General features: G+C 62.1%; 18 protein-coding genes. 3 read left to right on the top strand and 15 right to left on the bottom strand.

Annotated elements, in window-relative coordinates:
• Positions 1–72: 72 nt before the first annotated feature.
• The 8 genes from IPM12_13120 to IPM12_13085 form a co-directional block, all read right to left on the bottom strand.
• Positions 73–1,518, bottom strand: coding sequence for a TonB-dependent receptor (locus tag IPM12_13120; GenBank protein ID MBK9148744.1), 1,446 nt, complete (start codon positions 1,516–1,518; stop codon positions 73–75).
• A 54-nt stretch (positions 1,519–1,572) separates the two neighbouring features.
• Positions 1,573–2,022 carry a (4Fe-4S)-binding protein gene (locus IPM12_13115; protein MBK9148743.1) on the bottom strand — a complete coding sequence of 150 codons (450 nt, stop codon included), beginning with the start codon at positions 2,020–2,022 and terminating at the stop codon, positions 1,573–1,575.
• Positions 2,019–2,432, bottom strand: a complete 414-nt coding sequence (locus tag IPM12_13110; GenBank protein ID MBK9148742.1) for an OsmC family protein — start codon at positions 2,430–2,432, stop codon at positions 2,019–2,021. The genes IPM12_13115 and IPM12_13110 overlap by 4 nt, the downstream gene beginning before the upstream one ends.
• A 26-nt stretch (positions 2,433–2,458) precedes the next feature.
• On the bottom strand, positions 2,459–3,886 hold the full coding sequence (locus IPM12_13105) for a spore maturation protein (protein MBK9148741.1): 1,428 nt from the start codon (positions 3,884–3,886) through the stop codon (positions 2,459–2,461).
• Positions 3,887–3,964: 78 nt separating this feature from the next.
• Positions 3,965–4,762 (bottom strand): class I SAM-dependent methyltransferase, encoded by a 798-nt coding sequence (locus tag IPM12_13100; protein MBK9148740.1) that lies wholly within the window; start codon positions 4,760–4,762, stop codon positions 3,965–3,967.
• Positions 4,763–4,778: 16 nt separating this feature from the next.
• Complete coding sequence (locus IPM12_13095) at positions 4,779–5,447, bottom strand: hypothetical protein (protein ID MBK9148739.1); 669 nt, start codon at positions 5,445–5,447, stop codon at positions 4,779–4,781.
• A gap of 33 nt (positions 5,448–5,480) precedes the next feature.
• On the bottom strand, positions 5,481–6,449 hold the full coding sequence (locus tag IPM12_13090; GenBank protein ID MBK9148738.1) for an SIMPL domain-containing protein: 969 nt from the start codon (positions 6,447–6,449) through the stop codon (positions 5,481–5,483).
• A 54-nt stretch (positions 6,450–6,503) separates the two neighbouring features.
• A complete protein-coding gene (locus IPM12_13085; GenBank protein MBK9148737.1) occupies positions 6,504–6,977 on the bottom strand; it encodes a methylated-DNA--[protein]-cysteine S-methyltransferase in 474 nt (157 codons plus the stop codon).
• 64 nt (positions 6,978–7,041) lie between these two features.
• Between IPM12_13085 and IPM12_13080 the strand changes: the two genes are divergently transcribed.
• Positions 7,042–7,707: a DUF2461 domain-containing protein gene (locus IPM12_13080; GenBank protein MBK9148736.1), complete on the top strand. Its 666-nt coding sequence runs from the start codon at positions 7,042–7,044 to the stop codon at positions 7,705–7,707.
• Positions 7,708–7,762: 55 nt separating this feature from the next.
• Here the strand turns inward: IPM12_13080 and IPM12_13075 are convergent, their stop codons facing one another.
• From IPM12_13075 to trmD, 6 genes are all read right to left on the bottom strand, one after another.
• Positions 7,763–8,425, bottom strand: a complete 663-nt coding sequence (locus tag IPM12_13075; GenBank protein MBK9148735.1) for a YceI family protein — start codon at positions 8,423–8,425, stop codon at positions 7,763–7,765.
• A gap of 98 nt (positions 8,426–8,523) precedes the next feature.
• A complete protein-coding gene (locus tag IPM12_13070) occupies positions 8,524–9,681 on the bottom strand; it encodes an NAD(P)-binding domain-containing protein (GenBank protein ID MBK9148734.1) in 1,158 nt (385 codons plus the stop codon).
• 69 nt (positions 9,682–9,750) lie between these two features.
• Positions 9,751–10,530, bottom strand: a complete 780-nt coding sequence (locus tag IPM12_13065; GenBank protein ID MBK9148733.1) for a 2-(1,2-epoxy-1,2-dihydrophenyl)acetyl-CoA isomerase — start codon at positions 10,528–10,530, stop codon at positions 9,751–9,753.
• 37 nt (positions 10,531–10,567) lie between these two features.
• Positions 10,568–11,560: a glycosyltransferase family 9 protein gene (locus IPM12_13060; protein ID MBK9148732.1), complete on the bottom strand. Its 993-nt coding sequence runs from the start codon at positions 11,558–11,560 to the stop codon at positions 10,568–10,570.
• A 90-nt stretch (positions 11,561–11,650) separates the two neighbouring features.
• Positions 11,651–12,010: a 50S ribosomal protein L19 gene (gene rplS, locus IPM12_13055; GenBank protein MBK9148731.1), complete on the bottom strand. Its 360-nt coding sequence runs from the start codon at positions 12,008–12,010 to the stop codon at positions 11,651–11,653.
• Between the two features lie 104 nt (positions 12,011–12,114).
• Positions 12,115–12,813, bottom strand: a complete 699-nt coding sequence (gene trmD, locus IPM12_13050; GenBank protein ID MBK9148730.1) for a tRNA (guanosine(37)-N1)-methyltransferase TrmD — start codon at positions 12,811–12,813, stop codon at positions 12,115–12,117.
• Positions 12,814–12,902: 89 nt separating this feature from the next.
• Here trmD and IPM12_13045 point away from each other — a divergent pair, with 89 nt between their 5' ends.
• Complete coding sequence (locus IPM12_13045) at positions 12,903–13,622, top strand: hypothetical protein (GenBank protein MBK9148729.1); 720 nt, start codon at positions 12,903–12,905, stop codon at positions 13,620–13,622.
• A gap of 52 nt (positions 13,623–13,674) precedes the next feature.
• Here IPM12_13045 and IPM12_13040 read toward each other — a convergent pair whose 3' ends face one another.
• Positions 13,675–15,954 carry an MMPL family transporter gene (locus IPM12_13040; protein ID MBK9148728.1) on the bottom strand — a complete coding sequence of 760 codons (2,280 nt, stop codon included), beginning with the start codon at positions 15,952–15,954 and terminating at the stop codon, positions 13,675–13,677.
• Between the two features lie 73 nt (positions 15,955–16,027).
• On the opposite strand from IPM12_13040, the gene IPM12_13035 reads away from it, so the two are divergent.
• Positions 16,028–18,181, top strand: a complete 2,154-nt coding sequence (locus tag IPM12_13035; protein MBK9148727.1) for a WG repeat-containing protein — start codon at positions 16,028–16,030, stop codon at positions 18,179–18,181.
• Positions 18,182–18,183: the final 2 nt, after the last annotated feature.

The raw sequence follows: 18,183 nt of genomic DNA, 5'->3' as shown, positions 1-18,183 counted from the left end.
CGAAGGCGATCGGAAGGAGGGATACGGAGGCGCGCATGCCGATGCAATGCATGCCGGGTGACTCCGTAACGATCAGGCCTTGGCGCCCTCCTGCACGGACTTGTAGCCGAAGAGGCGGTTATCCTTGATCATGTTGTCCACATACGGTGGAACGAGTGCCTCCCAGCCCTGCTGACCGGCGCGGATCATATCGAGCACCTGCTTGCTGAAGATGTGCAGCACGTTGGGGTCGAAGCTGATGATATCGACGATGCGGCGGTTGAAGAGCAGGTAGTCGTACAGCGGTCGCATGCGCGGATGGATAGGCATGTTCTCCGTGGTCATGATCTCCGCCGTGGCGTTGGGACGGCTCGGGTACACATAGATCTTGAGGTCGCGGTGGAACAGGATGCCGAAGGCCTCGAGCACTCCGCCGTTGAGGTGTCGGTAGTACTTCTCGTCGAACACCTCCACCAGGTTGGTCACGCCCATGATCAGGCCCATGCGCGCCTTGGTGAAGCGGCTGAAGTACTCCACCAGCTTATAATACTCCTGGTAGTTGCTGATGAGGACAGTTTGCCCGAGCGAGCACAGGATGTCGGCGCGGTCGATGAAGTCCTTCTCGTCCACATCGCCGGTATCGCTCTTCAGGTTGCTCAGGGTGATCTCGAAGAGCACCTGCAGTTTCTGCCGATCGACCTTGTTCTCCTTGATGAACATGTTGTACCCGTTCATGATCATGTCGATGTTGACCTTGGTCACGGGACGGAAACTGCCGCGGATGGCGAGGATGTTCTTCTTGTAGAGCGTTTCGCTGGCCTGCAGGTTCTGGCCATCGGGGCCGAAGAGCACGGCGTCGGTGAACCCGCGCTTCACCAGTTGCAGGCTGAGCAGCCGATTGTCCACGCTGCGGAAGGCCGGGCCGTTCATCTGGATCATGTCGATCTCCACCACGTGCCGGCTCAGGTTGTCGTAGAGCGAATCCATCACATGGCCGGGGTTCTCCCAGTCGGTGATGGCGCTGAACAGCAGGTTCACGCCGAGCACGCCGATGCACTCCTGTTGCAGGCTGATGTCAGGGTCGTGCAGCCGGAAGTGGACGATGATGTCGCTCGTGGGCTGCTCCGGTGTGGTTTGGAATCGCACGCCCATCCAGCCGTGGCCGCCATGCGGATTCTCGAAGGTGCTGGTGGTGACGGTGTTGGCGAAGGTGAAGAAGCGCTTGCTGGGGTGCTCCTGGCGGTCGAGGCGGTCGATGATGAGCCCGTACTCGTGCCGCAGCATGTTCTTCAAGCGGCTCTCGCATACGAAGCGGTTGCCGGGCTCAGGGCCATAGATCGCGTTGCTGAAGTCCTTGTCGTAGGCGCTCATCGCCTTCGCGATGGTCTGGCTGGCACCGCCGGCGCGGAAGAAGTGCCGTACGGTCTCCTGCCCGGCGCCGATCTCCGCGAAGGTGCCGTACAGGTCGGGATTCAGGTTGATGCGCCGCGCTTTCTGGGCGGGCGTCAGGGGCACGTGCTTCGGGTCCTGTGAGAACATGTTCGCTGTACGGTGCAAAGGTAGCCGGGTGGCCCGTGCTGGCCTTGCGAAAGGTCAACGCGGCTGGTCCGATGCCTGTTCGTCTCCATCACGGAAGCCGGCCTTCCGGTGTGAGCCATCGCAATAGGGCTTGTTCCCCGAAGCGCCGCAACGGCAAAGGGCTGTGCTGCCTTCGCGCCGCTCCACGCGGCCGTCAGCGCGCACGATCATAAAGGGGCCTTTCACCAGCAAGGGGCCATTCAGGCTCAATTCCACGCGCACCTGTCCCCGCGCCTCCGGCTGTGAAGCGCCGCCAACCGTGCGAATGCTGAGCGCACCGCTCGGGCATTGCCTCACTTGCGCGACGATGGCCTCCGAGCCTGCGCCTTCGGGGAGGATCCACGGCTTCTGCCCCGGTTTGAAAACGGCCGGGAGCCCGCGCCAGCACTTGGTGCTGTGACTGCACAGGTCCTTCTTCCAGACGATGGTGACCTCGCCGTTGGTGTATTCGTGCTCCTTGCTCATGGCTTCAGGGATCGGGTCAGGGTGATTGGGCTCTCCAGCGTGCGATGCACCGGGCAGGCCCCCGCGATCTGAAGCAGCCGCTCGCGCTGATCGGCAGGAAGCTCTTTGCTGAACGAGACCTCGAGGTGTATCCGGCTCTCGATGGCACGGCCTTCTTGTTTGCGGTCAAGGGCGGCATGCACGCTGATGCTGCCGACGTCCCATTGCTTGCGATCCGCATACATGCGCAAGGTGATGGCCGTGCAACTTGCCAAGGCCCCCAGCAGCAATTCATGCGGGCGCAGCCCTGCATCCTGACCGCCATGGTCCGAAGGCTCATCGGCAATGGCTGTGATGCCGCGTGCGCTGATCGTGGTCCGGTAGGGCAGACCGCTCAACTCGGCGGTCACATCGCGACGGGTGCTTTCCATGCCGCGAAGTTCGCGCAGGACGAAGCTCAGAAGTACATCCCCACCACCACGATCGCAGTGATCACGCAGACCAGATCTGCCAGCAGCATGATGCCGAGGGTGTACCGGATGTTCTTCACGCCCACGCTGCCGAAGTAGAGGGCTACGACATAGAAAGTGGTCTCTGCAGCACCTTGGAATAGGCACACGAGCTGGCCGGTGATGCTGTCCGGCCCGTAGGTCTTCATGGCATCTAGCAGGAAGCCGCGCGATCCGCCCGCGCTGAAGGGCCGCATGAGCGCCACGGGAATGGCGTCGATGATTTCCTTGCTGACGCCCACTTGCGCCATGGCCCATGAAAGGCCATCCATCACCAGCCCCATGAGGCCGCTGTTGCGGAAGATGCTCAGCGCCGCGAGCATGGCCAGCATGTATGGCAGTACGCGCAGTCCGGTGGTGAAGCCGTCCTTCGCTCCGTGAACGAAACTATCGAATAGGTTCGTTCCTTTTTCCTTGAAGTAGCGCTCCATCAGGAAGGCGTAGCCCACGATCAAGAAGATGATCACCAGCAGCATGCCGTTGCTGAGGTTGTCGGTGAAGTGGAATTTGGCTGCACCAGCAAGCGATCCGATGTAGGCCATGAGCCCGCCGATGATCGCGGTGACGAGCAGCACGCCGCCCATCACCGGCACGTTCAAGAGGTTCACGCGCTGCTTGGCGGCCACCATGAAGAGCGCGGCTAGCGTGCCCACGAAGCTGGTGATGATCAGCGGGATCATCACGTCGGCGGGATTGGCGGCGCCCATGGCGGCGCGGTAGCCGATGATGCTGGTGGGCAGCAGCGTGAGGCCCGCAGCGTGCAGGCAGAGGAACATGATCTGGGGGTCGGTGGCGCGGTCCTTCTCGGGGTTATCCGCTTGCATGCTCTCCATGGCCTTCAGGCCGAAGGGCGTGGCGGCGCTGTCGAGACCGAGAAAGTTCGCAGCGAAGTTGAGCGTCATGAAGCCATAAGCCGGATGGTCCTTCCGTAGGCCGGGGAACACGCGGTGGAAGACCGGCGAGAGCACATGGGCCACCTTCTCCATGGCGCGCGAGTCGATCAGCAGATTGAGCAGCCCGCAGAAGAAGGTAAGGTAGCCGATCAGCGGGAGCCACAGATCCATGATGGTGTTGCGGCAGGTGGCGAAAAGGCCGTCGGCGGGCTGCTTGCCGCGCGTGACCTTGATGATGCCGGTGCCATTGAGCACGTAGCGGTCGCCATCGACCTCAACGCCCGCCTCGCCCGCCATGCGCATCTGCGCAAGCAGCGGCGTGCCTTGCAGCGCTACGGTGTCCAGTTCGTTCACCACGACCGCATCGCCCTGCTTGCCGTTCACCAGCATGCCCAAGCTGTATTGCCTGCCCACGCTCAGCATCACGATCACGTACGCGATGCTGAGGATGAGGATGAAGGTCCAGAACCGACTGAGCGCCATGCGTGCAAAGGAGCGAAGGCGCGCGTGCGAAGAGCAGGGCAGGTGCTGCCCTTGGCGAACAGCCGGGTGTGGACGGCCTCAGCGCCTGCGCATCCGCAGCCCGTACACCATGGGCAATTTGCCTTCCATGCCTTTCACGCGGTACAACCCATCGGACCCGCGCACGGTGTTCGCGAAGCTGTCATGCGGCGAGCCATCGAGCTCTGTGAAGCGCTCCAGAACAAGGCCTTCATTGATCAGTGCCGTGAGCACTTCGCCCAGGTCGTGGTTCCAGCCATAGGAGGCGAGTTTGATCGGTGCATCGCGATCCGCGTAGGTGCCCTGTTCCTCCTCCACGATCACTTCTCGGTTGAAGTAGGAGTACTGCACGTGCGTGAAGTCGTTGTCGAACATCCAAACCGCCGGATGGAATTCCACGAAAACGAGACAGCCACCTGGCTTGAGGTATCGCTTGATGTTGGCGGCCCACGGCTTCAGGTCGGGCAACCAGCCGATGGTGCCATAGCTGGAGAAGACGATATCGAAATTCCCATCGAGGTCGGGCACATGCTCCACCACGTTGCCGAGCACCCAGTCGGCCTTCAGCCCAAGTTCATGCGTCAGGCGTTTCGCCTCTGTGATCGCGGCATCCGAGATGTCGAGCCCGGTGACTACCGCGCCCATGCGCGCCTGGCTCAAGGTATCCTGACCGAAGTGGCATTGCAAGTGTAGGATTCGCTTGCCGGTCACATCGCCGAGCAATTCGAGCTCGATGGCCGTAAGCGAGCTCTTGCCCGCCAAGAATCCATCCATGTCGTACATGCGTGACGCAAGGTGGTGCGGCACGCGGGCGTTCCAGAGCTGCTTGTTCGCCTCGAAGGCATCGCGGTCTTCCATGCGCCGAAACTAGCGGTCAAGGAAGTGTCGTGAGATCGGCTCCGGTGATCCACGCGATCATCATGGCATCGCCGAGCAACCTGCCCACGATCCGATAATGCGAATGGGACAGCGGATTGTTGCCTTCAAGCGGCTCGCTCATCACGCCCACCTCGCACTGGTAGTAGTTGCTGTGGACGAAACGCGCTAGGCCATCGCGCACCACGATGAAGCCCACATGACTGTCGAGCCCCACTTTGTAGAGCCCATCACCCTGCGCACGCAGCCAAGCCTCCACTTCGCTCACGGGCCTGTCGCGGAAGCGCTTCATCACATGGCAGATCTTCACCGTGATGGGTTCCGCCGCCATCTGCGACCACTTGATGCGCGGCAACCGGAAGCCCGCATCCTGCAGCACGGTGTTCACGAAGTAGCCGCAGGCGATGGTGCCTAGCTTCGGTGTGCGCGTGGTGCCGTTGAAGTCCCACTTCGTACCATGCCATGCGGGCAGGATGTCAAGCGTGATGCGGTCGAACAGGTAGCTGCGCGCGCTTTCGATCACGCGGGCCTTTCCAAGGCTGTCGGTGGCGACGTACTCAGCTTGGAAGGAGAGCCTTCTGGCTTCAATGGTCTGTTTGAGTTCCGTGTAGGGCGTGATCGGTGCAGTAGTGGCAAGCAGCAAAGCGAGCATGAGCAGCGATTTCACCGCTCAATGCACGCCCCGTTGCCAGGTAACCGGTCAGAGCTTCAGCTCTTTCATATCGCCCGTGTCGGTGATCCAGACGTACTTCACGATGTCCTTCGCTTCCTTTTTTGGGAATCCCTCGGGCAGCTGCACCTGCATGGTGAGGTTGTAGGTGTACTGCACTGGCGGCTCGGTGATCTCGGCGTGCAGCACGATGTCGAATTTGCCGTAGGGCACTTTGTTGTAGAAGAAGCTGCTGGGCTGGCGCACATCGTTCACCAACTGGCCCTTGCGCCGGCTGTTCAAACTGGTCTGCACTCGGCTCTTGTAGGCCGCGTACCGGTCAAGCGGGAAATAGGCGCCGTTCTGCTCGGCGGCGAGGCGATGCCCTTCGCTCACCTTCAGCCCCAGCTTCCCGAAGTTGTCCAGCTTCTGCTGCAGCAGCCGCGTGGCGAACAGGCGCAGCGTGTCGTAGCATGCGCTCTGGGCGGCTACGAAGAAGTCCACCTTCACGAGGTCGTAGATCTCCTCGATGGCCGCGGCGCTCACGAGCTTGTCGAGCATGCGCGCATCAGTGAATCGCACATGGATGTTCTTCTGGATCTCGAAGCCGGCAGGCACCTCCTGGTAGGACTTGCTGAAGAGCTTGCGCGTGGTCTCGATCTCGTAAACGGGCACGAAGGAGAGCATGTCCATGAACACCTCGGACTCCTTCACGCCGTGCTTCTTCACGCGCGCGGTGAAGGCTGCGATGCGTGCGTTGATGAGGCTGTCGGCCTCTTGAGCACTCTGGCCCAGTTGCGTGATGTGGAAGATCGCGAGGTAGCTGTCCGCCGCGGCGTTCATCATGGCGTTCACCTCCAGCACCAGCATGTTGCCCTGGATGGTGGCTTTAACGGGTTGCTCCGCTTGTTGGAGCCACATGCGGCTGCTGGCCTCATACATGAGGTTGCCCATGGCCTGCGGGAAGATGAAAGTGGAAGAGGCTATTGCGATGAGAAATGCGAGTGCGCGTGCGATCATGGTGTTTGTGATTTGGCCATGCGGTACACGCCGCCTGCATGGCGGTTCACCGCATCACGCGAAAAGATCGCGGGCGATCGCGCCCTCGTGCCGCAGCAGCCAATGCTTCCGTTCCAACCCGCCAGCGTAGCCGGTGAGCGTGCCGTCCGTCGCGATCACGCGATGGCACGGCACCACGATCAGCAAGGGATTGGCGCCGTTCGCGCTGCCTACGGCCCTGGTCGCATTGTTGCCGCCGAGGCGATCGGCGATCGCTTGGTAACTCAGGGTCTCGCCGTAAGGGATTGAATCGACGGCTTCCCAGACCTTCAACTGAAACGGCGTACCTTCGAATCGCAGCGGCAGTTCGAAGCGCTTGCGGGCGCCGGAGAAGTACTCGAGCAACTGACGCTCGGCCTCTTGATGCAGGCCTTCCGGGGAGCCATCCCACTCTGCCGTCTCGCAGAAAGCGACCCGCTGGATGCGTTTTCCATCGCTCTCGATGCGGAGCGTGCCGATGGGTGTTTCAAGCCAAGAACGCTCCGTCATCAGGATTCGATTCTTCGTTCCGTTCGATCAACGCCTCCGATACCTTGGTCGCAAATCTCTGCCAATGGCCTGGTTCACGCCCGACTTCAATAAGTTCTTCAAGGACCTCGCGAAGAACAACAACAAGGAATGGTTCGACGCCAACCGGAAGCGTTACGAATCGAGTGTGAAGGGACCCTTCGAGGCCTTCGTTGGGGAGGCAATCGCGCGGATCGCGAAGCGCGACAAGTCCATCACCATCGAGCCCAAGGAGGCGATCTTCCGCATCAACAAGGACATCCGCTTCAGCAAGGACAAGACGCCCTACAAGCTCGAAGCATCGGCTATCATCTCAGCCGCTGGTCGCAAGGATCACAGCGTGCCAGGCATCTACTTCGCCTTTGGGCCGGAGGCCGTCAAGTTCTACGGCGGCTGCTATCAGCCGGAGAAGGAGCAGCTCTACGCGATCCGCGAGGCGATCATGAAGGATGGAAAGGGCTTCCGAAAGGCCATCAGCGGCAAACCCTTCGTCACGCTCTTCAAATCGGTGCAAGGCGAAGCGAACAAGGTGCTGCCACCGGAATTCAAGGCTCATGCGGCCAAGGAGCCGTTGATCGCGAACAGGCAGTTCTACGTGGGCGCTGAGTTGCCCGCGAAACTGGTCTCCGACCCCAAGCTCATGGATGCGCTCATGGACCACTGGTTGGCCATGTGCCCATTCAACCAATGGTTGTCGAAAGCCATGAACTAGGCTCAAAAGAGAAGCGCCCGCCTTGCAGCGAGCGCTCCCCTCTTTCACCAACCGGTTACTGGGCGGCCTTGCCGTTCAGTTCAACGGTCAGTTCGATGTTGTCGGCCAGGATCGCGTCCTTGAGGTAGTGCTTCCAGGCCACGTTGTACTTCTGGCGGTCGAATACCAACTTACCCGAGGCCTTCACGGTGCCATCGGGATTCTCCGTGATCACGATGTCGGTGATGGTCTCTGCGTTCGTGGTGCCGCGGATGGTGAGGTCGGCTGTGGCCGTGTTTCCGCTGCCTCCGGTGATGGTGAGCTTGGCCGCGGGGTGGTTCGCGCTGTCGAAGAAGTCAGGGGTGCTCAAGTGGCCAATGAGTTGAGCCTTCGTGCCCTGCTCGCTTCCATCGGGCTGGTAGTTCTCGTCAAGCGGATTGATCGAGGTCATGTTCACCTCGAAGGTGCCGGCCTTCAGCATGCCGCCTTGCACAGTGAATTCGCCGCTGTTGAAGGCGATGGTGCCGGAGTGGCCGTAAGGGGCGGGGCCGGTGACCTTAGCGGCCCAATTGAGCACACTCGTGGCCGGGTCGATCATGTACTTGTGCTCGGCAGCAGCGGCGGCAGCGATGCTATCGGCGATCTGCTTCTCGCGCAAGGCCTGCTTCTCAGCCTCGGAGGGGCCGCAAGCCACGAACAAGGTCGCCAGCGCGGCAATGGAAAGGACGGTTGACTTCATGGGTTCTTGGTGATTGGGCCGCAAAGAAAGGCAAATATTTTCCGTGGCAAATAAGTGAATGCAAAAGTTTGTTTCCGAATCGGATCCAGGTCTAGTATTCAGTGGAAACGCGTCCCGGCTCTGGCCATGCGACGGAGCAGGGGAGAAGGGCGGTAGCGGTCCTCGCCGTATTCGGCTTGTAGGCGCTCGAGTAGGCCTAGCCAATGCGCGGCCCCTTGCTCATCGGCCCAGGCTAGCACGCCCTTCGGGTAATTCACGCCCTTGGTCATCGCTAGGTCGATATCCTTCGCGGAAGCGATGCCCCAGAACAGGGCGTCGGCGGCCTCGTTGATGAGCATGGCCAGCACGCGCTCCACGATGCTGTTGCCGAGCAACAAGTCCAAATGCGCGCTTGGGATGGCGTCGTCCGTGCCGTAGCTGTAGTAGCCCCTTCCGCTCTTGCGGCCCAGGCGCCCGCTCTCCACTTGCCGCTGTTGCGTGAGGCTGGGCTTGTAGCGCTGATCGAAGTGGAAGGCTTCCCACACCGTCTTCGTCACCGTGAAGTTGATGTCGTTGCCGATGAGGTCCATCAGCTCGAAGGGGCCCATGCGGAAGCCACCATAGGTCTTCAGTGCGGCATCGATGGTGGGCATGTCGGCGATGCCTTCTTCGAAGATGCGGATGCTCTCGCCGTAGAACGGCCGCGCAACACGATTCACGATGAAGCCGGGGGTGTCCTTGCAGAGCACGGGCACCTTGCCCCAGGCTTTCATTAAGGCATTCATGCGCGCACCGAGCTCTGAATCCGTGACCAAGCCAGGCACCACCTCGACCAAGGGCAGCAGTGGCGCGGGATTGAAGAAGTGCAGGCCCACCATGCGTTCCGGATGCTTCATACCTCCGGCGATGGCAGTGACCGATAGGGAAGAGGTGTTGGTGGCCAGCACGGCATCCTCCGGCACAATGCCTTCCAAGTCACCGAAGAGCTTCTTCTTGATGCCCAGATCCTCGATGATGGCCTCGATCACCAGCCCGCTTCCCGCGAGTTCCTTCAGGTCGCTTGCAGGTGCGATGCGGCTTTGGATGCCATCGGCCTGCTCCTTCGTGAGCTTGCCCTTCTCCACCAGCTTGTCGAGCGTCTTGCGCAGACCGTTGAGCGCCTTGTCCACCGCCTCGCGGCGCGCATCGCAGAGCACCACGTGGTGCCCAGCCTGCGCGGCTACCTGCGCGATGCCGCTGCCCATGGTGCCAGCGCCTATCACGGCGATCTTCTTCATTGCTTCCATAGTGTATCGATCCTCGATTGCCGGCCCGTATGGTCGAAAGTGCTGGTGAATGGGATGGAGCTACGCGCCTTTGTAAGCGGGCTTTCGTTTCTCCAAGAATGCCGCTACCCCTTCGTTGTAATCGTAGCTGGCGCCGGCGATGGTCTGCAGCTCATTCTCGACATCGAGCTGGGCATCAAGCGTGCTGCCCTGCGCGCGGTTCAGGGCTTCCTTCGTGAGGGCGATGGCCTTGGTGGGCATGGCGGCGAGCTTCTTCGCCAGGGCCGTGGCCTCGTTCATCAGATCCGCATCGGGCACGGCCTTCCAGATCATGCCCAGCGCCTCAGCCTCCTTGGCGCTCACCTTGGGCGCCAGTATCATCTGCCCGAAGGCGCGCTGCATGCCCACGAGGTTGGGCAGGGTGAAGGTGCCGCCGCTGTCGGGGATGAGGCCGATATTGATGAAGCTCTGGATGAAGCTGGCGCTCTCGGCCGCAAGGGTGAGGTCGCAGGCATAGGCGATGTTGGCGCCGGCACCAGCCGCAACGCCGTTCACGGCCGCAACTACCGGTTTCTTCAGCGCGCGGATGCGGCGCACGATGGGATTGTACTGTGTGGTGAGGATGTCTTCGATCTTCGTTCCGGGAGCAATGGCCTCGGCTAAGTCCTGTCCAGCGGAGAAGGCACGGCCTGCACCGGTGATGAGCACCGCCCGTATCGTTGCATCACTGGCACATCGGTCCAACGCATCAATCACTTCAAGCGATAGCTGCCGGTCGTAGCTGTTGAGCTTGTCGGGACGGTTGAGCGTGAGGGTGGCAACGCCTTCGGTGCTGGAGAACAGGAGTTTCTCGTAGGTCATGGGGCGAAAGTGATCAGAAGATCGGATAATCAGACGATCATATCATGTGTGCGCGCGCCTCTATCCCCATCGCGCACTTGAAATGCCCTTTCGGACAGGCCCTGTGCCCGTGCAACCCGCATGGCCGGCAATCGAGCTCCTCGCTGGTCTCCAACACGCGTCCATTCGCACGGAGCGGTCCAAAGCCGAAGGCCGGCACCGTGCTGCAGAAGATGGCCGTCACCGGCGCGATCATCGCGCTGGCGATGTGCAGGGGCGCGCTGTCGTTCACGTAGTTCATGGTCGCGTCCTTCATCAGGGCGGCAGTGCCGAGCAAGGAGAGCTTGCCCGCCAACACTTCACCGCGCCCCGAGCCTTTCGCGATGCGCTCGCAAAGCGACACATCACTTGGCGCGCCGATGAGCAGCACGCGATTCTCCGATGGAAGGGCCTTGATCAACTCGACCCACTTCGCCTCAGGCCATTGCTTGGTGAACCATACGGAAGCAGCCGCGATGATGACGTACGCCCCATTTCCACCATTGACGCCCAGTGCGATTTCAGCCTTGAGGTCATCGATTTCCCCCGGTTCAGGATGCAGGGTTGGCATCGGTCGCGATCCATCAGTCAAGTGCTCGATCAGGGCATTCAGACGGTCAACCTCGTGCCGTCCGTCGCCGATCACGTGCTTCACCTTGCGCGTGAACAGGGAACTCAACGGATTCTTGTCGTAGCCGATCTTCTCCTTGCCTCGGGCGAGGATGGTCATCATGCCTGTGCTGAAGAATCGCTGGCAGTTGATGATGTGATCGTATTCTGTCTTGCGAAGCTCTCTGATCAGGCGAAAGAGGTCGCGCGTCTTGCCCTTGCGCTTGTCCCAGACATGGAGCTTGTTCAGGAACGGATGCGCGATGAACAATCCCTCGTTGCCCTTGCGCACCACCAGGTCGATGGCGGCATCGGGGTAGAAGGCGACGAGCTTCTCCAGCAGCGCGGTGGCCAGCACGGCATCGCCCAGGAAGGCGGTCTGGATCACCAGGAATCGCTTCACGGTGGGCAAGGTAGGCGGGGAGGGCAGGGCCTGAACGAAGAGACCGCCAAGCCTAAGCTCGACGGTCCTCTGTTCAGAAAGCGTATCGGCCTAGCTCTTCTGTTCGGCGAGGGCCTGGCGCTTCTCGGTGATGCGGGCGCTCTTGCCCCGACGCTCACGCAGGTAGAAGATGCGCGCGCGCCGCACATCGCCGCGCTTGTTCACGTCGATCTTGTCGATGAAGGGGGAGGCCACCGGGAAGATCCGCTCCACGCCCACGTTGTTGCTGATCTTGCGCACAGTGAAGGTGGCGGTGCTGCCGCTGCCCTTGCGCTGGATCACCACGCCTTGGTACTGCTGGATGCGCTCCTTGTTGCCCTCTACGATCTTGTAATGCACGGTGATGGTGTCTCCGGCCTTGAAAGCGGGCATCTCCTTCAGCGGGGCCAGCTCCTTCTCGAGTTGCTTGATACGGTCCATGACCTGGGGTGTTAGCGGGTTGCCCAGCGGCCCAAGCGATGCAGGGGCATACGGTCCCGGAATTGGGCCGCAATAGTAAGGATCTTTCCGATTCGTTAACCCGCCATGCCTTCTCCTTCCGGTGGGAGCAGGCCCGGACGCCGCTCCCGGGTGCGCTCTACCGCCTGGGCATGCCGCCACTCGTCGATTCGGGCCTGGTGCCCGCTCAGCAGCACATCGGGCACCTTCCAACCCTTGTAATCGGCCGGACGTGTGTAGGCAGGCGGAGCCACCAGGCCGTCCTGGAAGCTGTCGCTCAGGGCCGAGGTCTCGTCCCCGATCACCCCGGGCAGCAAACGGATCACGGCGTCGCAAAGCACCGCCGCCGCCAATTCGCCGCCGGTGAGCACATAGTCCCCGATGCTCACCTCGCGCGTGACGAGATGCAAGCGGACCCGTTCATCGATGCCTTTGTAATGGCCGCAAAGGACGATCAGGTTGCCTTTGGTGCTCAGCGCGTTCGCCAGTGGCTGATCGAGCAACTGACCGTCGGGGCTCATGTAAATGACCTCGTCGTAGGCCCGCTCCGCCTTCAGCGCCGCAATGGCCCGGTCGATCGGCTCCACCTGCATCACCATGCCCGCACCGCCGCCAAAGGGGTAGTCATCCACCCGACGGTGCTTGTCCAGGGTCCACTGCCGTAGGTCGTGCAGATGCACCTCCACGGCGCCCTTCTTCTGCGCGCGCTCCAGGATGCTCTCGCCGAACCAGCTGGTGAGCAGATCGGGCAGTACGGTGATGATATCGATGCGCACGGGGCAAATGAAGCGCGAATCAGCGCGATTCCGGCCATCGCTCTACCTTCGGCACATCGGTTGCCAAGCGGCCGGCATTCTAAAGAACCATGAAGAAGCTGTTCACCCTCGCGGCCTTCGCACTGGCCGTTTCCGCCCAGGCGCAGAAACACGTGTACGAGGACCTGCTCGTGCTCTTCGTCGATGAGAAGTACGAGAAGTGCATCTACAAGGCTGAGGGCTACACCCAGGGCGATGACACCAAGAAGGACGCGCTGCCCTTCCTCTATGTGAGCATGTGCCTGTTCGAGATGAGCAAGCAGGAGAAGTACAACGCAGATTACCCCAAGGCCTCGCGCGATGCCGTCAAATGGGCCGAGAAGTACCGCAAGAAGGACAAGGACAAGGAGTTCTTCAGCAATTACGAGGACTACTGGGCGGAGCTGAACACGGTGTCCTTCACCGCCGGTGAGAATCTGTACGATGACCCTAAGGGCGTGAGCAAGGCCAAGCAGATCTACGACGGCATGGTGGGCTACTATCCGGAGAACCCCGGCCCTTGGCTGATGCTGGCCCTTTGCCAGTACAAGAGCAACCTCAACAAGGAAGGGGACCTCAGCGTGAAGGAGTTCGACAAGGTGCTGGCCGCGGCAGGCGACATCGGCACTTTGCCCCGCGACCAGAAGACGCAATTGAAGAATGCGCTGATCCGCTATGCCGACTACCTCGTGAGCAAGGGCCAGCGCGATCGCGCCAAGCAGTACGCCGCGATGGGCAAGGACCACTTCATGGATCAGCCCGATTTCAAAGGGCTGTGGGACAGCCTGTGAGCGCCCATCACCCAGCCAAGCGAAAGCCGTTCTGAAGAGCGCCTTTCGCGCATCAAGCACCCGGTCGGCGCCGGATCAGCCAAAGCACCAACGGCGGCAACAGCAGCAGATCGGCCGCTAGCGCGAAGGCCAGCGTGCAACTCACCAGGAGCCCCATGTAGTGCACGCTGGCGAAGCTGCTGAACACCAGGGACACGAAGCCAGAGCAGAGCATGATGCTGGTGATGAGCACGGCCTTGCCCGAGGAGAGCACCGAGCGCTTCAAGGCCAACGGCACGCTGCGGCCCTTGAGCAATTCAATGCGCAGCTTTCCCAGCACGTGGATCGTGTCATCCACGGCGATGCCGAAAGCGATGGTGAAGATGATCGCCGTGCTCACCTTGACCGCGATGCCTGCTGCGCCCATCAGAGCCGCCACCATGAGCAAGGGCAGCACATTCGGCAGCAATGCCACCAGGGTCATCCGCGCATCGCGGAATACCCAGGCCATGATCGCCGCGATCAGCAAGAAGGCCAGGCTCAAGCCTGCGATCAGCTGGCTGCTGAGCTTCTCGTTGTTGCGGTCGATCAGGAAGGCCATGCCCGTTTGCGCCATCCGGTCGGAGAGGCCCTGCTCAATGAGGAACGTATCCAGCGCGGCGTTCCGCTGCTTGAACACGTGGCCGCCTTCGTCGGGCAAACGCCCGGCGACCCGTGCGAAGGCGCCGGTGCTATCCACCAGGGAGGAGAGCGCTTGCGGTCCGAGCGCCAAGCGGGCCATGCGCACCAGCCGTCGAGCCTCGGCCTCATTGTCCGGCAGCTTGAAATAGCTGGCATCGCCGCCATTGGCAGCCTTGTTCATGGCCTTGATCACCACGGATGGCGACATCACCGAACCCACACCGTAGGCATTCCTCAGGTAGTTCTCCACGTGATCCATGTCGCGCAGGTCCGCCAGGCTCCAGGCATCACCACCCGGCGCGATCACCTCCATCTCGAAGGGGCGCACACCGCCGAAATGCTGCTCGAACCAGAAGTAGTCCTGTTTCTGCGGGTCGTCATCGGGCCAATCCTCGAGCAGATGATTGTCCACCTTCAGCATGCTGGCGAGCGGGAGGCAGCCCAGCATCAGCAGGGCAGAGCCAACGATCACCAGCCGGCGGCGGCGCACCACCTGGCGGAACAGGCGGTGCAGGGGCCAGAACCATGTGCTCGCTTCAGCGCTCGCTGCGGCCTGCACCGGAGTGGGCAGCGAGAGCAGCAGCGCGGGCAGCAGGGTGAAGGCCAAGGTGAAGGCCACGAAAACGCCGATTCCCGTGAACACGCCGAACTCCCGGATCGGCTGGATGCCGCTGCTCATCAGGGTTGCGAAGCCGATGGCGGTGGTGAGCGATGTGAGGAAGGTGGCCAGGCCCACTTCGTAGTAGGTGATCGCTAGCGCTCGCGCTTTGCTGTGGCCGCTGCGCAAGGCATCGATATAGCGCTGGAGGATGTGCACCACGTCGCTCATGCCTACCACGAACAGGATCGTCGGCAGCAGCATGGTGAGCACCGTGAGCGGCTTGCCCATCAGGGTCATGAGGCCCACTTGCCACAGCACGGAGAGCCCCACCACCACCAGCGGCACCGCTACGCCCCACCAGGTTCGGAAACCGATGGCGAGGAACACGCTGAGCAAGGCCACCGAGATGCTGAAGAAGAGCACCAGTTCGCGCTGCATCTTCTGGATGTACCAGTACTGACCGTGGATGCGCCCGCCCATGCGCACCTCGGACAGGCCGCTGCGGTCCACTGCGGCCTGCACGGCGAGGAAGAGCGAATCGCTGCGGTCCTTGCTAAGGCCCGGCGCCGCGCGCAGAACCATGAGCATCGCCTTGCCATCCGCGGCGATGTGCGCCTCGCGCATCAGCGCATCGCTCCACACGCGGATGCTGTCCGCTCGGAGCAGGCTGTCGGCTTCCCAGCGCAGCCAAGGGACAAGGAAGGCGCCCACAGGGGTGAGCCGCGGTTCCTGCGCCCGGGTGAGCGTATTCACCGATCGAACGTGCGGAAGCGCGATCAGATCGCCGGCCAGTGCATCGAAGCGCGCGAGGAAGGCGCTGTCGAATACCGAGGGCTCGTGCGCCGCGCCGATGAGCAGGAAATCATCGTCGCCGCCGAAGCGCTCCCGGAAGGCCAGGTAGCGGTCGAGCTCCGGGTCGTTGGTAGGGAAGAAGCGCTCGAAATCGTGATCGAGGCGGGCTTCGCGCAGCGCTGCTCCGAAGGCGGTGGTGAGCAACAGCAGCACGCCCAGCGCCAACCTCGCGTTGCGCGGGGTGATCCAGCGCTCGATGCGGCGCAGTCGGGCTTCCATCAACAAAGGGCGGTCGATCGTGGCGGGCAAAGGTGGCGAAGGGCGCCGCAGGGCAAGGGTAGCTTTGCAGCCGATGCTCCTCCCATCATGCCGGGCCGCGCTCCTGCTGGCATCAACGCTCGCAGCGCCGCAGCTGTTCTCCGTTCCGGCGCCGTGGCCCATCGGCGACCGCCTGCGGCAGGGCTTCGAGGCCTTGGAGATCCATGATTACTTCAAGGCGCGCAAACTCCTCCTGCAACAGGCGCGAAGGCACCCGGCAGCGGCGTGGTACGGCCTCAGCGTGATCGCCGGCCGCGGCAACAACCCCTTCCACGATGAGGATTCGTGCTATGCGTACATCCTTCGCTCCGATGCCGCATTCACCATGGCGCCGGACAAGGAGCGCGTGCGCATCGGCAACCTGGGCGTGAGCCACGAGGCCATTGAGCAGCAGAAGGCGCATGCCTTCCGGCTCGGATGGGAGCGGGCCAAGAGCGCGCACAGCATCGCCGCCTACGACCGCTACATCAACGCCTATACGCAGAGCCCCTTCATCGGTGAAGCCACCTCCGTGCGCGACCACCTGGCCTTCCAACAGGCGCGTGCGGTGAACACGGCGGCGGCCTACCGCGAGTTCCTGAACAAGTACCCGAAGTCGCGTGAAGTGCATGAGGCGCGCACGCGCTGCAGCGAGGCCACCTATCGGGAGAGCACAGCCGATGGCACGCTGGCTTCTTTCCAGGCCTTCATCCGCGACCATCCGGAGAATCCGTGGGCGAGGCAGGCCGAGGAGGAGGTCTTCCGCCTGAGCACCCCGAACCGCACGGCCGAGGAGTACGCCGCCTTCATCCGCGGGAATCCGCGCAACCGAATGGTGAACGACGCTTGGCGCGCCATCTATGAGCTGCGCACACGGTCCTTGAGCACCGACGCGATCACGCGCTTCCTGCAGGAATTCCCCGATTATCCCTTCGTGGAGGAACTCGTGCTCGATTACCAGACCGCGAGCCTCTTCCTGCTGCCCTTCCGCCGCGACAGCCTCTGGGGCTACATCGATGAGGAAGGGAACGAGCGCATCAAGGCCACGTTCGAGTGGGCGGAGCCCTTCGTGGGCGCACAAGCCTTGGTGGGCCGCAACGGCCGCACCGGCTCGATCAACCGCAGCGGACGCGTGTTGGTGCCCATCGAGTACGACGAATTGTCGGACGCCGTGGAAGGCACCAGCACGGTTGAGCGCAACGGCCGTGTCGGCGCGGTCGACCGCAATGGCGACCTTGTCGTGCCCATGGACTTCGAGGATGTGGGCGAGTTCAGCCAAGGCCTGGCCTACGCGCAGCGCGATGGCCTTTACGGGTACATCAATCCTCGAGGCGAAACAGCGATCCCGTTCAGCTTCCTATCTGCGGGCACCTTCCGCAACGGCCTCGCGGTGGTGGAGCAGGATGGCGGTTTCGGGGTGATCGATGAGAAGGGCAACGTGGTGCTGCCTGCCGAGCATGATTGGGTCGAAGGCTTCGAGGGCCCGGTGAGCCGCGTGCGCAAGGATGGCCGCTTCGGACTGGTGAGCCCCTTCGGTGATCTGCTCATTCCCTTGCAGTACGATCATATCGGCCCATTCCGCGATGGGCTGGCCCTGGCCATCGAAGGCAAGCGATGCGGCTACGTGGACCAAACGGGCAGGCTGTCGATCCCGCTAGAATACGAGGCTACGGACGACGCAGCCAACTGGGGCGATTTCAATGGGGGACTGGCCGAAGTGCAGTCCGGTGGCAAGCGCTGCATGATCGATGCCCGCAACGTGAAGGTGCTTCCCTGCGCCTATGCTGATATCGGTGCGGCCACCGGCGCGCTGATCCCGGTGCGCAAGAAGGGCAAGTGGGGCTATGCGGACCGCAAGGGCAACGTGCTGTTCGAGAACCGCTACGATCAAGCCTTCGAGATGAATGGTGGCTACGCGCGGATCCGCCAAGGCGAGCTCTTCGGGCTGATCGACAGTACCGGAAAGGAATGCGTGGCCCCGAGCTATCAAGCCCTGCAGCCGGCGGGCCATGGACTCTGGATCGCAACGGGCCCAGGCGGCACGGGCCTCATCGACGTGCAGGGCAGGGCGCTCATCACCCTTGCTTTCGATGCGGTGAAACTCATGGGTCCCGGTGTCGCCAGGGTTGAGCGAAACAGCCGGATCGGTTATGTGAGGCTCAGCGATGGCCGCATGATCTGGAAGGAAGACGGGCTGGAGTTGCGCTGACC

The organism is Flavobacteriales bacterium (genome assembly GCA_016716605.1).
Lineage (GTDB): Bacteria > Bacteroidota > Bacteroidia > Flavobacteriales_F > PHOS-HE28 > PHOS-HE28.
The sequence above is the reverse complement of the archived record's forward strand: the minus strand, read 5'-3'. Positions and strand labels throughout refer to the sequence as shown.

Bases quoted from the DNA above. Each gene is read 5' to 3' on its own strand.
- IPM12_13100 (MBK9148740.1), bottom strand. From the start codon at position 4,762: ATGGAAGACCGCGATGCCTTCGAGGCGAACAAGCAGCTCTGGAACGCC.
- IPM12_13070 (MBK9148734.1), bottom strand. From the start codon at position 9,681: ATGAAGAAGATCGCCGTGATAGGCGCTGGCACCATGGGCAGCGGCATC.
- IPM12_13040 (MBK9148728.1), bottom strand. From the start codon at position 15,954: ATGGAAGCCCGACTGCGCCGCATCGAGCGCTGGATCACCCCGCGCAAC.
- IPM12_13085 (MBK9148737.1), bottom strand. From the start codon at position 6,977: ATGACGGAGCGTTCTTGGCTTGAAACACCCATCGGCACGCTCCGCATC.
- IPM12_13075 (MBK9148735.1), bottom strand. From the start codon at position 8,425: ATGAAGTCAACCGTCCTTTCCATTGCCGCGCTGGCGACCTTGTTCGTG.
- IPM12_13065 (MBK9148733.1), bottom strand. From the start codon at position 10,530: ATGACCTACGAGAAACTCCTGTTCTCCAGCACCGAAGGCGTTGCCACC.
- IPM12_13035 (MBK9148727.1), top strand. From the start codon at position 16,028: ATGCTCCTCCCATCATGCCGGGCCGCGCTCCTGCTGGCATCAACGCTC.
- IPM12_13115 (MBK9148743.1), bottom strand. From the start codon at position 2,022: ATGAGCAAGGAGCACGAATACACCAACGGCGAGGTCACCATCGTCTGG.
- IPM12_13080 (MBK9148736.1), top strand. From the start codon at position 7,042: ATGGCCTGGTTCACGCCCGACTTCAATAAGTTCTTCAAGGACCTCGCG.
- IPM12_13120 (MBK9148744.1), bottom strand. From the start codon at position 1,518: ATGTTCTCACAGGACCCGAAGCACGTGCCCCTGACGCCCGCCCAGAAA.
- IPM12_13110 (MBK9148742.1), bottom strand. From the start codon at position 2,432: ATGGAAAGCACCCGTCGCGATGTGACCGCCGAGTTGAGCGGTCTGCCC.
- IPM12_13090 (MBK9148738.1), bottom strand. From the start codon at position 6,449: ATGATCGCACGCGCACTCGCATTTCTCATCGCAATAGCCTCTTCCACT.
- IPM12_13105 (MBK9148741.1), bottom strand. From the start codon at position 3,886: ATGGCGCTCAGTCGGTTCTGGACCTTCATCCTCATCCTCAGCATCGCG.
- IPM12_13045 (MBK9148729.1), top strand. From the start codon at position 12,903: ATGAAGAAGCTGTTCACCCTCGCGGCCTTCGCACTGGCCGTTTCCGCC.